The sequence below is a fragment of the Candidatus Poriferisodalis sp. genome (assembly GCF_965208895.1).
Classification (GTDB): domain Bacteria; phylum Actinomycetota; class Acidimicrobiia; order Acidimicrobiales; family Poriferisodalaceae; genus Poriferisodalis.
Genome location: NZ_OZ242363.1, coordinates 1,519,441 through 1,533,640, shown reverse-complemented (window position 1 = coordinate 1,533,640; position 14,200 = coordinate 1,519,441). Strand labels below are relative to the sequence as shown.

Annotated in this window: 10 protein-coding genes; 6 read left to right on the top strand and 4 right to left on the bottom strand. The window is 66.1% G+C overall.

The features are described from left to right. Positions 1 to 112: 112 nt before the first annotated feature. From ACOGJB_RS06885 to ACOGJB_RS06870, 4 genes are all read left to right on the top strand, one after another. On the top strand, positions 113 to 1,144 hold the full coding sequence (locus tag ACOGJB_RS06885) for a hypothetical protein (RefSeq protein ID WP_419840073.1): 1,032 nt from the start codon (positions 113 to 115) through the stop codon (positions 1,142 to 1,144). Between the two features lie 1,676 nt (positions 1,145 to 2,820). Continuing rightward, a complete protein-coding gene (locus ACOGJB_RS06880) occupies positions 2,821 to 3,162 on the top strand; it encodes a hypothetical protein (RefSeq protein WP_419840072.1) in 342 nt (113 codons plus the stop codon). A gap of 53 nt (positions 3,163 to 3,215) precedes the next feature. Continuing rightward, positions 3,216 to 4,415, top strand: a complete 1,200-nt coding sequence (locus ACOGJB_RS06875) for a cystathionine gamma-synthase (RefSeq protein WP_419840071.1) — start codon at positions 3,216 to 3,218, stop codon at positions 4,413 to 4,415. 226 nt (positions 4,416 to 4,641) lie between these two features. Continuing rightward, complete coding sequence (locus ACOGJB_RS06870) at positions 4,642 to 8,037, top strand: choice-of-anchor R domain-containing protein (protein WP_419840070.1); 3,396 nt, start codon at positions 4,642 to 4,644, stop codon at positions 8,035 to 8,037. 62 nt (positions 8,038 to 8,099) lie between these two features. On the opposite strand, the gene ACOGJB_RS06865 is transcribed toward ACOGJB_RS06870, so the two are convergent. Further along, positions 8,100 to 8,228 (bottom strand): hypothetical protein, encoded by a 129-nt coding sequence (locus ACOGJB_RS06865; RefSeq protein WP_419840069.1) that lies wholly within the window; start codon positions 8,226 to 8,228, stop codon positions 8,100 to 8,102. A gap of 115 nt (positions 8,229 to 8,343) precedes the next feature. On the opposite strand from ACOGJB_RS06865, the gene ACOGJB_RS06860 reads away from it, so the two are divergent. Then, on the top strand, positions 8,344 to 9,558 hold the full coding sequence (locus ACOGJB_RS06860; protein ID WP_419840068.1) for an ammonium transporter: 1,215 nt from the start codon (positions 8,344 to 8,346) through the stop codon (positions 9,556 to 9,558). Positions 9,559 to 9,638: 80 nt separating this feature from the next. On the opposite strand, the gene ACOGJB_RS06855 is transcribed toward ACOGJB_RS06860, so the two are convergent. Further along, positions 9,639 to 10,949, bottom strand: coding sequence for a hypothetical protein (locus ACOGJB_RS06855; RefSeq protein WP_419840067.1), 1,311 nt, complete (start codon positions 10,947 to 10,949; stop codon positions 9,639 to 9,641). A 200-nt stretch (positions 10,950 to 11,149) separates the two neighbouring features. On the opposite strand from ACOGJB_RS06855, the gene ACOGJB_RS06850 reads away from it, so the two are divergent. Beyond that, positions 11,150 to 11,896 carry a histidine phosphatase family protein gene (locus ACOGJB_RS06850; RefSeq protein ID WP_419840066.1) on the top strand — a complete coding sequence of 249 codons (747 nt, stop codon included), beginning with the start codon at positions 11,150 to 11,152 and terminating at the stop codon, positions 11,894 to 11,896. A 130-nt stretch (positions 11,897 to 12,026) separates the two neighbouring features. On the opposite strand, the gene ACOGJB_RS06845 is transcribed toward ACOGJB_RS06850, so the two are convergent. Beyond that, positions 12,027 to 13,328, bottom strand: coding sequence for a M18 family aminopeptidase (locus ACOGJB_RS06845; protein WP_419840065.1), 1,302 nt, complete (start codon positions 13,326 to 13,328; stop codon positions 12,027 to 12,029). Positions 13,329 to 13,350: 22 nt separating this feature from the next. After that, entirely contained in the window at positions 13,351 to 14,199 is an 849-nt protein-coding gene (locus ACOGJB_RS06840) for an LLM class F420-dependent oxidoreductase (RefSeq protein ID WP_419840064.1), read from the bottom strand. Position 14,200 lies beyond the last annotated feature (1 nt).

Below are 14,200 nucleotides of genomic sequence, written 5' to 3'. Positions count from 1 at the left end.
TCTCGAGCCTCGGGTGTCAAATCGGCTGTGTTCCGAAGGCTGCCCCTAGTAGAACTAGCAGTGTGGCAGGCAATCGGCACCAGAATGGTCGGACGACGGTGCGGCCGGTGACATGTCTGGTCTGAGGTTGTCCAAGCTGGCGGCTGAGCCGTCACAACCGCTTGATCTTTCCAGTCTCCGAGACACCGCGACCATCCAGCCCGGCGATCTCGCACATGCGCTCTGGGTACTAGGTACACCGCAGCCGCCGTCCAAGATCATCCTGCCTGAGTCGCAGAAGATCAGACGCCGTCTCGCCCGTGCGGGCGTCGTTTTTGCGGCCGATCGACGGCAGATTCCACTGGAGATAGAGCGGGAAGCAGTCTCGGTGCCGGAAGCCATCGGAGTCGCGGCTATCGATCAGCCATTCGCGCTCGGCTACTACGACTTTGGAGTTTCCGACCGTCTACGCGTGATGTCGCAGCTGGAGTCCGAGCGACGCAGGCCTCCGGCGCCAGATGATCACGGCAGGCGATACCACTGGCTCGACGGGCTGCATGTCGCCAACGGACATCCGGAACGGAAGCGCTTCGAACGCCAAGCCGACCAGTGCCTCTATGAGTTGGTGGACAACGTTCACAGGTGGGCAAGCGCCGGCCGAGCAATGGCGTTCGTCAGCGCGACGACCGGAGGTGGGGAAGAGAGCCACAACAGGCTTCAAGTAGTGGTCGCAGACGACGGTGTCGGCATTGTCGCCTCAGCGAAGGCCAAAGCTGCAGCGCTGGCTGCCCGGGGCCGACGAGTCAGATGTCTCTCCAGCGGGGACGGGCCCTCCGCCGAAGTTGCGCAGGCAGTAATGACGAACCTCGTTCGAGCCGTGTATGAAGAGCGTGAAGTTTGCGGTGCCAGGGACGGCCACGGTCTCTGCACCATCAGCGGATATGTCTCGCGTTGGAATGGGACCATCAACCTCATCTCGTCGTTTGGGCTCGACCACGCGATGCACATTGGAAGACGGGGCAGGTCCGGAGACTGGAGCCCCACCGAGTACATCGCCCGAGGTCTCCGAGGCACGATTGCTCACCTGACCTTGGACGCCACGAGAAGCGAGACCACGCCTGCGTCGGAAACGCGCCAGGACGCACTCGCACTCGCACTCGCGTGAGTCGCTGAACGGCCGATGATCGAGAACCGAGACGCGTACGCGCGCCTTCCGTTCCGATCTGATCGAGCACGGCGTGCGAGCGACACCGGAGGTGGCTTGACATTTCTGGATCTTGCAGATCGAGACGCGAATGTGGACACCGTCGCCGGCCACCTCAGAGAAGTACCGCTCGATCTCATCGGGCGGCTGCGCCCGACTCCTCAGCCGAGGTTCGACCTGTGGTTGCGCTGGACCGCTATCCATCCAACGCACTGGGCCTTCAACGGAATCTGTTTCGCGTCTCGCCTGACAATCCCGTGCTTGGGTTGGTGTCCGTCACCGACAGCGGGGGGGTTTCGCCGAACGGCTCCTGAGCGCTTGTGCAGCGTTGGGTGTCCCAAGAGTTCGAATCGAGCAACTGGTCTCGAGACAGCTTCCCGCTAGCACACGCGTTCACGGAGTGACCGCGTTCGCTGAGGGCCCAGCGGGCTCGGAGACCCACCCCGAGGAACGTCCGTTAGCGGCGGTGGCGGTCGCTGCACCAAGCAGGACTATCGAGGACCCGTGGTTCAGCCTGGGCGACTACGACGAGTCAGGTTTCGCCAACCATGACTGTCCGCTGTGCCGAGACTCGAGCACGGCTCGGCTCGTCCGCATCAACCCACGCGCGATGTCGGCCATGGTGTTGCCCGAACCCGAACTCGTCGTGCCGGACATCTTCGACGCCCGCCGTAACGCGACCCTTTGGGAGGCATACAACGAAGCCGGAAGGCCGCGCGACTGCATCAGTCTGCTCGGACCGACCGGCACACGACCGGATTCGGAATCGGGTCGCGTCACTCACGAGTCCGTTTTCTTTGAACCTGCGCGACTCGTCACGCAGGACGCGAGCGGCTTGATTGGCGGCCGCCTCGCTGAATTCAACAGTTATCCGAAGCGGAGTGGAGAAGACCCGGCACGCGCCCGGGTACAGGACGCCCTCAGACTCGTGGCCACTGGCGCGTCAGTTGTTATCTACGAGCAGCAGGAGCGAGAACTTCTCTCAGACGACGATTGGCATGGACTGCGCAACGCTCTGGTCGAGCACAGATTCGTGGCAGAGGGAGCCAGGTGGTGCGACTACTCATTTGATGATGGGTTGGAGGCGCCGACGGACCCAGTGGAGGCGGACACGTCGGGCGTGTTGGTGCTCTCGATTGGGACCCGCACTGGTCTGTCCTGCCAGCGCATGTTCCTCGCTGGACGTCGACGATGGCCAGACGCCAGTTTCCGAGGGCTGGTCATTCACGCGCATCCCGAGGACGCTCGAGTGTGGGCGAGTATCCGGAACACCTTTACCGACTCGGATGGCCAGAGACGTCTGCTCGCCTTCTGGTTGACCCACTTGCCCGACGAGTCGCCCCTCGCCGACGAGCGGGCCACTTACCTGGCTGCACAGCGGCGGGGTCTCGACACGCCGGAACTGGCGGCGCGCCTCGACGAGTTGGGGACGCACGCGCAATTGGACGGCCAACCGCCCACCGGTACGGCGCTGCTGGGGAGGATCGCGCCCAAGCTTCAACCGCACTCCTATCTCGGCGAGGAACTCGGGAGCAGCGAGGCACTTTGTGCCATCGGAGCGTCGATGCAGTCTGCCCGCATTCGAGCGATGACACCCGGCGCACCTTCTTGGGCGCAGTTCGATCTTCGGAGAATCCTTGAGGTCGTACTTCGACGGCCTGATCCATGCTTGTGTGCTCCGCTGGTGCGAACCGCAGGAAGCGTGGTGGGGACCCAAGCGAGACGACTGCAAGGATTTTCTGCAGGAACTCGAAGGCGTCGATTTCGACTTCGACTTGCTCTTGCCCGAACTCTTGCTTGCGTGTGCACAGGGGAAACTCCCGCAGAGCGCCCTCGCGCACCTCATTCTCGTCGCGAACCAGCGGCTCAGTTCCGTCAGCGAGTCGCTTGACCAACGCACTTGTGATCACCTCCGGCTCGGCGTCGACGTCGGAGAATTGGCACTCGAAGATCCGTTGGCGTCGCCGCACGCTCCGTAGGCTCCAACAGCGATGCGCGTGGAAGTGGTCGCCGTTGGGCGACTGGAGGGCTGATGCTGGGTGGTAATCCGCAGGTTTCGGGGTTTGAGGATCCTGACGAGTTCGGCTTTGAGACTCGGGCGATCCGGGCAGGCCAGCCCCACGATCCCTACACCGGTGCCGTCGTCACACCGATCTCGCTGGCCACGACCTTCGCCCAGGAAGCTGTCGGCCAGCCTCGTCATGGCTATGAGTACGGTCGCACCGGCAATCCGACGCGTCACGCCTACCAGGTGTGCGTGGCATCGTTGGAGGGGGCCCGGCATGGCTTCGCCTTCGCCAGCGGGTTGGCGGCATCCGATGCGTTGCTGCGGGTGCTGCGGCCTGGTGACAGCCTGCTGCTCGGCGACGACGCCTACGGCGGCACCTTCCGGCTGATCGACACGGTGTTCGGCAACGCAGGCATCGGCATGGCGGCAGCCGATCTCACCGCGCCCGACAAGATCCGCGACGCCTGGACGCCCAGCACCCGCATGGTGTGGCTGGAGACGCCTACCAACCCGCTGCTCACCGTCTTCGACATCGAGGCCATCTGCGCCGTCACCCACGAGCTGGGCGGCATCGTCGTGGTGGACAACACATTCGCCACGCCGTACCTGCAGCAGCCGCTCGCGCTCGGCGCGGATGCCGTGGTGCACTCGGCCACCAAGTATCTCGGCGGCCACAGCGATGTCGTGGGCGGCTTCGTGGCCACCAACGACGACGAGCTGGCTGACCACCTGGTGTTCACCCAGAATGCCGTGGGCGCCGTGCCGAGCCCGTTCGACTGCTACATGACGCTGCGCGGCGTCAAGACCCTCGGCGTGCGCATGGACCGCCACGGTGCGAGCGCGCAGGCGATCGTCGAGCTTCTCGACGCGCACCCCGCCGTGCGCTCGGTGCTGTACCCGGGACGCCCCGATCACCTCGGGCACGACATTGCCGGCCGCCAGATGAGCGGCTTCGGCGGCATGGTGTCGTTCCGACTCCACGGCGGGCGCGCGGCAGCCGAGCGTGTGGTCACCTCGACGAGGGTGTTCACGCTGGCGGAGTCGCTGGGCGCGGTCGAATCGCTGATCGAGCATCCCGGTGCCATGACCCATGCATCGGCCGCCGGCTCGGCGCTCGAGGTGCCCGACGATCTGGTGCGCTTGTCGGTCGGGCTCGAGACTGTCTCGGACCTGACCGATGATCTCGGCGCTGCGCTCGACGCCGCATCCAGCGGTGCTGACTAGACGGTGAGTTCCATGGGTTGGGATCCACCCGTTGTGGGTGGGGGCACCCGAGCCGGCCGGGTCCTTGTCGCCGACAAGGGCTTCGTGTCTGATCTTCCCTCTTGTGTGAGGGTGTAGTATCCCGTGTTGCTCATCGTTGTCCGTGGAGGCCCTTGATGTCTGTGGTACGTACGTTCCGGGGGGGGGGGGGGGGGGGCTTCTTAGGAGCCTTGTAGCGGTTGCTGTGGTGGGCGCGTTGTTGGCGTCGGTGCCGTTGTCGTCGGCCGGCGCGCAGGCGCCGACGACGCAGGTGCTGGTGAGCAATCTGGGCCAGGCAGACCAGAATCACTTGAACAACAGAGCGTTTGATTATGCGCAGGCGTTCTCGACGGGCGGCAACGCGGCGGGTTACACGCTGAGCAGTGTCGATGTGCGGTTTTCTGAGTTGGCCGATGCTGCTGCGGCTTCGAAGTTGTCGGTGTCGGTGCATGCTGAGGCGTCCGGCCGCCCGGGCGCGGTGGTCGGCACATTGACGTGGCCCGCATTCACGCCGTTCAACGGCGATCAGACGCTGCGCTTCGCGGCGCCTGAGGGGGGCATCAGCCTCGCGGCGGACTCCACGTATTTCGTGGTGTTCGACACCGCTGGCTCTGACGCTCCCAGCGGTCATAACTCGCTCATTGACACGGCCTCGGACGGCGAGGACGCGGGCGCGGCGTCCGGTTTCAGCATCGCTGACGGCAGCTTGTGGCGTCTGGCGATCGTGACCTCTTGGCTCAACGGCGGCAACAGCCTTAAGATTGCGGTGAACGGCGTGGCGGTGGGAGCGGCGCCGTCCGGTTTGGTGTCGGCGCCGTCGGTGGTGTTTGTGCGTGAGGGTCAGACGGTGTCGGTGCGTTTGGATTTGGCGCAGGAGGTGACGGCCAGGGTGCCGGTGTCGGCGGCGTCGTCTGATTCTTCTCGTTTTTTGGTGAGTCATCCGCGGTTTTTGCATATGCCGGGGGGCCGTCGGGTGCAGACGCAGTTCGAGGCGTGGGGGTCGGGTGTTGGTACTCGCGGGATTGATTACGGGATTCGGCAGTTGTCGCCGTCGGGGTCGATCGATCTCAGCTTCGACGCTCAGGACTGGGCGGGTTACGGGCCGGATTCGCAGAAGGGCTATCGGGTGGTGGAGGTCACGGCGTTGCGCTCGGGTGCGGGCGGTCAGCCGGGCACGTCGCCGGATGCGGTGTTCGATTTGGTGTTGTCGTCGACCGATTCGTCTGTGGTGTTGCCGTCGGTGAAGGTGGTGGTGCAGCGCGGTCAGGGTGCTCTCGATCCGCGGTTCGATCCTGATCCGCTCGGGGACGCGGAGTGCCGTTTGGTGGAGTGTCTGAGTGTGGTGGAGGGCGGTTCGACGTCGTACACGGTCCGCAATTTCGTGGTGCCACAGCCGGGTTCGCCGTTGACGGTCACTCCTACGGCGCTGGGCGGGGGGCTGTCGTTCTCGCCGTCGTCGGTGTCGTGGTCGTCGGTTGACGATTTCGGCGAGGAGCGCACGATCACGGTGACCGCCGCCCACGACGCGGACGCGAAGGACCGCACGGTGGTGATTCGTCATGTGTTCAGCGACAACTGGGACACCAACGGTGCGTTGAGCGAGGCGTTGTTGGACACGTCGCGGGCGTTTCATTATTCCAAGGCGCAGCAGGACAGCCAGTTCGACATGGCGGTGCGCGTCGCGGACGACGACAAGCTGGGCTTTGCGACGTTCGCGAACGCCGGTGCGCACGACGACCGGCTGGACGGTGCGGCGACGGCGCAGGTGAAGGTCGATTCGAGTGCGGGGATGGGGCGCGGCTCGTTCGACGTGAGGCTGAATCAGCCGTTGGACTGCTCGTCCAAGACGCGGCCTCGTTACGGCCCGGAGCTGCAAGAGGGTGTCGGCCCGATCGCGACGCCGTGCTATGAGACGCTGTATGTGCGGCTGCAGTCCCGCACTGACGGGGGGTGGGTGAACAGTCACGGCATCGAGGTGAACGTGACGCGGACGCTGCCCATCAGCGGCCGCAATGTGACGCGCACTTATTGTGAGTGGCTGCCGATCATCAACAGCCTGCCGTCACGAAGAGACTCCGCGCTCGCTGCGATACAGGGCAATGTGAGGGGCCAGAACGCCGATCCGCGGGCTTTGGAGTGCCACAAGGTCGTGAGTTTCCACAATGCGCCGATGACGGCGTCGGTGACGCGCTGGGCGCCGGGAGGAGCGAGCTTCGAGGAGGTGTCGCCCAGCGGCCGTTTCCACGCGATCCGTGTCACCCCCGACACGTGGGATCACACGTTCCGAGTCAACGTCGACTTGGACGCTTCGGTGATCGGCGGCAGCGACGGCCATTACGACGTGTCGATGAGCCTGACCCGACCCGGCGAGCCGTCCGCGAAACGCAAGCTGAGAGTCAGCTACGGCGCCAACCCCGACACGCTGCCCGACTACGCGCCGTCCGCTGACGACGTCGGCTCCTGGGCCGAAGCAGACGACAACAGCGGCGACTTCTGGGTGCCCGACAACGCCCAAGCCCACGGCGACGGCACCCCCCAAACCGACAACCAGCAACAGCAGCCCGCCGACAACCCTCAGCAGACCGACAACCAGCAGCAGCCTGCGGACCCGCAGCAGCCTGCGGACTCCCAGCCCGAGCCGGCGCCGTTCGCGGCGGACCCCCAGGTCGTCGCTGCGGTGCAGTATCTGGCGTCGCAGACCCATCACGGCTTCGCGCACGTGAACCGCTGGCAGCGCGCACTCGCCGCGATCGGCGCACTGGACCCCGCCGGCATCGACGGCGGCGCGCTCACCCTCGCCGAAGCCAAGCAGAACACCCGCAGATACAGCAGCCCCGTGTGGGCACAGATCGTCACCGAGATCGAGGCCCGACAAGCACACGACACCGCACAGCAACAACAACAACAGCAACAACAACCACAGCAGCAGCAGCAGCCGCCGCCGCCGGTGGTGCCGACGGTGACCGTCACCGCCGACGGCGACGTCACTGAGGGCGACCCGGCGACCTTCACCGTCACCGCGGACGCTGCGCCCGCAGCCGACCTGGCGGTCATCGTCGAAGTGACGGCCTCAGGCGACTACGGCGTCACAGCCGGCGTCCGCACCGTCACGATCCCCGCAGGCGCCACGACCAAGACGCTGACCGTCGCCACCGTCGACGACACCGCGGACGAGCCCGACGGGTCAATCACAGCGACCGTCACAGCCGGCGACGGCTACACCGCCGGCTCCGCCGCCGCGGCGACAGTCGCCGTCGCCGACGACGACCCGCCGCCGCCGGTGCCCGAAGTCGTGCCCGACACCGACCAGGCCCCCGACACCGACCAGGCCGACCCGCCCCAGCCGGTGCCGTACACAGCGGACCCGCAGGTCGTGTCCGCGGTGCAGTACCTGGCGTCGCAGACCCATCACGGCTTCGCGCACGTGAACCGCTGGCAGCGCGCACTCGCCGCGATCGGCGCACTGGATCCCGCCGCGGTGGACGGCGGCGCGCTCACCCTCGCCGAAGCGAAGCAGAACACCCACAGATACAGCAGCCCCGTATGGGCACAGGTCGTCACCGAGATCGAGGCCAAAGCCGCCCACGACACCAGCACCGGCTAGACGGCCCGATCCACAGGGTCAGCCTCGTCGCGCCCGACGGTGCACGGGAACGCGTCTGGGGTTCAGGCGTCGCTGAGATCGAACAACGGGATGCCCATCGCGTCGGCGGCATCGTTCATGCGATGGTCATATGAGGCCAGTTCGATGCTGCGGCCGTGGCGGTGCAGGTAGTCGCAGGCCGCCAGGTGCAACGCGTCGAGCGTGCGTACCGATGAAGATGTGTGCGGGGCGGTTGACCTGCCATGATGTGCGGATCAGCCCCAGAAGTGTCCACTGAAGCGCTGACGCGCGACGAGGAGGAAATTGATGGAAGGCAACATCGCCTGGGTACTGACAGCAGCGGCATTGGTGCTGTTCATGGTGCCGGGCCTGGCCCTGTTCTACGGCGGCATGGTCCGTGCCAAGAACGCACTGAACATGCTCAACATGAACATGTGGTGCCTCGGCATTGTGCCGGTGATCTGGGTGCTCGTGGGCTTCAGCCTCGCGGCGGGCGAGAGCGGCCTGCCGATCATCGGCGACTTCTCGTTGATGGGAATGGCCGGCATTCACGACGCCGAAGGGCTGGCCACGTTCGCCTTCCTCATGACGTTCGCCGCCATCACCCCGGCGCTCATCTCGGGCGCAGTCGCGGACCGCATGAAGTTCTCGGCCTGGATGGTCTTCGTGCCAGTGTGGTCGCTGCTCGTCTACTCGCCGGTCGTGTACTGGGTGTACGGCCCTGACGGCTGGATCCTCAACCTGCCGGCGCACGACTTCGCAGGCGGCACAGCCATCCATGTGAACGCCGGCGCAGCAGCCATGGCGCTGGCGCTGGTGGTCGGCAAGCGCTCAGGCTGGCCCGACAACCGGCCCGTGCCCCACAACGTGCCGTTCGTCATGCTGGGCGCAGGCATCCTGTGGTTCGGCTGGTTCGGGTTCAACGCCGGCTCGGCGCTGGCAGCCGACGGCGCCGCGGCGCAGGCATTCGTCAACACGTTCATTGCCGCAGCAGCCGGCATGGTCGGCTGGGCGTTCGCCGAGTACGCACGGCACCAGCGGGTGTCGACCATCGGCATCGCCTCGGGCGTCGTTGCGGCGCTCGTGGCCATCACGCCCGCAGCGGGCTTCGTCGGCTCGATGCACTCGCTGGCGTTCGGCGCGATAGCCGGCGTCGTCTGCTTCTTCGCCATCGAGGCCAAGTTCCGGGTCGGTTTCGACGACAGCCTCGACGTGGTCGGCATTCACTGGGTGGGCGGCGCCGTCGGCGGCATCCTGCTCGGCTTCCTCGCCGACTCGTCTGCGGTGCCCGCCCCTGCGGGGGAAACTCAGGACTTCATCGACGGGGTGTTCTTCGGCGGCGGCGTGCTGCTGTGGAATCAGGTCCTGTCGATCGCCGTGGTCACCTTGTACTCATTTGCGGCCACATGGATCATCGCAACGGTGATCAAGTTCACCATGGGCATCCGGGTCTCCGCGGAGGTGGAGATGGCCGGCATCGACGTCAGCGACCACGGCGAAGCCGCTTACCAGATCGAGTAAGCAGAAAACTCGGTGTGTTGCCGCATTGCTGCGCAGATGTCGCTCGCACGGCGCAGAATGGAAGCAGTCGTCCGAATTCGTCAGCGTGAGCGGTGCCGACCTTTGTGGCCTGCGGTCAGGATGCATCGCGCCTGCGCACGAGGCATCGGTGCATTGCACTTCGGACGACGAGAACTCCGAACCGGCGGCTCGGAGTTGTCGTGTTCGGCACGGCACGCCAGGAAGCGGGCTTCGCGCGACACGAGCTGGTTGACGTTCCCTGCTGACATCAGGCCCGCGATTTCGATGGATCCGTCGGGCTGTACGGTTGCACACCCAATGTCGACGAGGTGCCGTTCCGCCTTGGCCAGCACCGAAGGTGTCTCACCTACTCGAGCCGCAACCTGCTCCGGCGCTGCGACGCCGCCCAGTTCCGCGACGGCCTGCAAGACAGCCTGCTCTGTCGCGCTGAGGCTGTGCCAGGTGGGCGTCGCGATGCGTTCATGCACCACTCGACCGGTCTCACGAGCGGCCATCGTGGCAGCTTGTTCATCGATCGGCGAGAACGGAGCGTCGGCGATCAGCCATCCGTGGTAGCCGGCGAGCTGCATCCGGTAGGGCAGCGTCCCCGAAGCCTCCGCGAGGATGGCCAGCGCATCGCCCTCAAAGGCGCCGCCGGCGTCGCGGACAGTCTTCGACAGACAGCGCATGGCATCAGCCGGGCTGAGCGGCGGCATGTCGAAGCGTGTGCACCGCTGGAAGAAGGTCATCTTCTTGTCCTCCAGCAGCGTGTGTTTCATCTCGGACAGTCCTGCACCGACGAATGCCAAGGGAAGCTCTTCGCGCTTGGTCATGTGCTGCATGTCGGCTGACAGCCGCCGCAGTTCTTCCCGGATTCCGCTGTGCATTTCGTCGAGGGTGAGCAGCACCGCTGACCCGCGCGCTGCTGCGTGTTCCGCGAGTGTGGTCAGCTGCCGCCGCAGGCTCCACTTCGGCTGGACGACCTTCGCCACTTCTCGCTGCCACTCCACTGCCCACAGGCGCACTCCAATCGAGGATCGCACTGTTGCGGAGGTCTCAGACCCGGGCAGCGAGCCGTGGCGCTCGCGCGCCCACGAGATGAACTCGTCAAGCCTGTCGTGAATGCCGGCGGTGCTCGCATCGAGGGGGAGCACGATCCAGCCGGCCTCATATGCGATGTCCTCGATGAGGTTCAGCGCTACGGTCTTGCCCGATCCGCGCGGTCCGAGAAGCAAGGATGTGAAGCGATTGTCTCGCGGGCCCGCGCCGAGTCCGGCTTTGAGCGAGCTGAGCAGGTCGTCACGTCCGACATAGGAGTGCGGCTGTTTCCCGAAATCCGGCGTGAAGAGATTCGGCGGAGACACGGGACTGCTTCCGAGAAGATCTGCCACGAGCGAACTGTAGCGCAAATCAGCGCACAAACGCACAAAGTGGCGCACAAACACACAAACTGGCGCACGTACCTGCCGAGACGGCCTTGGAAGCCTGCAAAGAGTGCCGATGTAGCGCTGTCGTCTGAACAGAGCCACTAATCCGAGACTCGTGATGGCGGTCAGCCTCGAACCATTCAGCAGGCAACTAGCGTGCCGCCGTGACCCAATCCGAAGACGGCCTAGCACCCTCCGGCGAGGTATACGACGACGACCTCGTGGCCTCCGACGCCGAGGTGCGACAGTTCGAGCAGCAGCGGTGGATCCGGCCGCCCGGCGCCACCGAAGTGCTGCTGGTACGCCACGGTGCGTCGCAGGCGTTCATTCCCGGCGAGTCCTTCCCGATGCTTGGCGACCAAGGCGATCCCGCGCTGGCCCCGGCGGGGCACACCCAGGCTGCGATGATGGCCCGCCGCTTGGCTACCGAGCCAATCGACGCGCTCTACGTGTCATCGCTGCAGCGCACCCAGCAGACCTTTGCGCCGCTGGCTGAGCGATTGGGCATGACCCCCGTCGTCGAGCCCGACCTGCGTGAGGTGGCCCTGGGGGAGTGGGACGGCGGGAAGATCCGCCAGTTCGCGGCCGAGAACCATCCGCTGTACGAGCGGCTGCACACCGAACGAAGATGGGACGTCATTCCCGGGGCTGAGTCGAACGAGCAGCTCATCGCACGGTGCATGGGCGCGCTCGGGCGCATCGCCGACACGCACCCCGATCAGCTCGTGGCCGCCTGCGTCCACGGTGGGGTGATCGGGGCCGTTCTCGCGCACATCACGGGGTCGACGCCATTCTCATTCGGCGGCGCCGACAACTGCTCGATCACCCAGGTCGTTCGCTGCGACGGCGACTGGGTGCTGCGCCGCTTCAACGACTGCTCACACCTCGACGACCACCTGCACCACGGCTGAGGCGAAGCCGGGGCCGCAGCGGCCCGTGAGCGCAGCGAACCAGAGCCGGGCGCAAGGCGTTCGGCATCGTGAGGTGTCAACACTTGCCCCTTGCCGGGGGCGAAGCCGGGGTCTCATCGCTGGGCCGGCTTCAGCCGTTGGCGAGGAAGGCGCCGAGCGCTGCGGTCAGCATTGCGGGGTCGTCTGCGCCGCCGAGTTCGCGGGCGGAGTGCATCGACAGCTGCGGCGAGCCCACATCGACCACGCTCATGCCCAGCCGGGAGGCCGTTATCGGCCCGATGGTCGAGCCGCACGGCAGGTTGCCGCGGTGCGAATACACCTGGTGTGGCACCCCGGCCGCATCGCATGCCGCCGCGAAGCGGGCGTGAGTGCGTGCATCGGTGGCGTAGCGCACGTTCGCGTTCGTCTTGACGACCGGGCCGCCGTTCAGCACCGGCAGGTGACCGGGCTCGAGGCGCTCGGGATAGTTCGGATGCACGGCGTGGGCCCCGTCGGCCGACACGCACAGCGAGCGAGCCACGGCTCGCAGGTACTGCTCGCGGTCGCCGCCGAGGCTGTGAGCGATGCGCTCCAGCGCATCGGCCAAGATCGGGCTGCCGGCGCCGGTAGCAGAGTCGCTGCCGATCTCCTCGTGGTCGAACAGCACGACGACCGCTGCCGTGTTCGCCGGCACGGCCTCGAGCCCGGCCAACGCCTCGATAGCTGCATGGCACGAAGCCAGGTTGTCGATGCGAGCGGCTGCGTACATCTCGCCGTGTCGGCCTAGCCGGGCTGGCGGGGTGAGATCGTGCGCCATGACATCCCACGCCAGCACTGCGTCGGGCTCGACGTCGAGATCGGCGGCCAAGAACTCGCGGAACCCATCCGCGCTCGGCGCGCCGAGGCCCCACACCGGTGTCATGTGCTGCTGGCGATCCAGCTTCAGACCGTCGTTCACGTCTCGGTCGAGATGGATCGCGAGCTGCGGCACGCGCAGCAGCGCCCGGTCGCAGCGCCACAGCACCGTTGCCGTGCCACCCGACATCGCGTCGCGTACGACGACTCGGCCCGACAGGCCCAGGTCGCGATCCAGCCACGAATTCAGCAGCGCACCGCCGTAGACCTCCACGCCGAGCTGGTGGTAGCCGAGCGTGCCTGCGTCGGGCAGCGGGCGAATGCGCAAGTTGGGGCTGTCGGTGTGCGCGCCGATCACGGTGAAGCGCAGCTCCTGCGGATTGATGTCCGGGCTGGCACGTACGGCGACCACCGTGCCGCCGTCCCGAACTGCCAATCCAGCTGTGAAGTCGAATTCGCTCCAGTTGTCGCTGCGCCCGGCTTCGGCGAAGCCAGCAGTCCTCAGCCGCTCCACGGCCGCTGCAGCTGCGTGGAACGGCGACGGTGACGCCTCGATGTAGTCGAACAGTGCCTCGAGCGCAGAGTGAGCGTCAAGCACGGGTTGAGCCTCGCTTGCAGGTTCAAGCGTCGGCGTACGCGGTGATGATGTCCCGGCTGAAGTCGTCGAACTTGGACCGCGACATCGGATTGGTGATGAGCCGGGTCACGCCGATTGCTGCGTACTTCTCGACCCACTCGGGAGTAGCCGCCCCGATTGTCGTGAAGTCGAGCCCGTCGGGGTCTCGCCCGGCCGTCTGTGCGCAGCGCTTCGCGTGGTCGAAGAGCATCGCCATCTCGTCGAGGTCACCCGACACCGGGAAGAACCCGTCGCCGAACTCGCCCGCCCGCCGCGCAGCGCGCTTGCTGTCGCCGCCGACAATGATCGGGATGTTCCCTCGCGGTTGGGGCCGGCAATACACGCGGTCGAACGAGACGTGCTCGCCCTCGAACGAGCAGACGTCTTGTTGCCAGAGCGCGCGGTACGCGCCGAGATGCTCGTCGGTGATGTAGCCCCGGTCTTCGAATGGCACGCCGAGCGCGTCGAACTCCTCCTTCATCCACCCTGCGCCGATGCCGAGCAGCACCCGGCCGCCCGAGAGCCGATCAAGCGTCGCCACGGCCTTTGCGGTGACGGCGAAGTTGCGCTGCGGCACGATGAGAATCCCGGTTCCCAGCTTGATCTCTGAGGTGACCGAGGCGACGAAAGCCATCCACATCAAGGGGTCCGGAATGTCGATGTCGTCCCGCTTGCCGGGCATCTTGCCGTCTTCGGAGTACGGGTACGGCGTCTGGTAGCCCTCGGGCACGACGACGTGTTCGACCGTCCACAGCGACTCGAAGCCGGCTGCCTCTGCCGCTTGCGCATACGCAATCGCCGATTCGCCCTCGATGTTGGGGCCCGTATTGGCCAGTGTCATTCCGAATTTCACT

Bases quoted from the DNA above. Each gene is read 5' to 3' on its own strand.
- ACOGJB_RS06885 (WP_419840073.1), top strand. From the start codon at position 113: ATGTCTGGTCTGAGGTTGTCCAAGCTGGCGGCTGAGCCGTCACAACCG.
- ACOGJB_RS06875 (WP_419840071.1), top strand. From the start codon at position 3,216: ATGCTGGGTGGTAATCCGCAGGTTTCGGGGTTTGAGGATCCTGACGAG.
- ACOGJB_RS06860 (WP_419840068.1), top strand. From the start codon at position 8,344: ATGGAAGGCAACATCGCCTGGGTACTGACAGCAGCGGCATTGGTGCTG.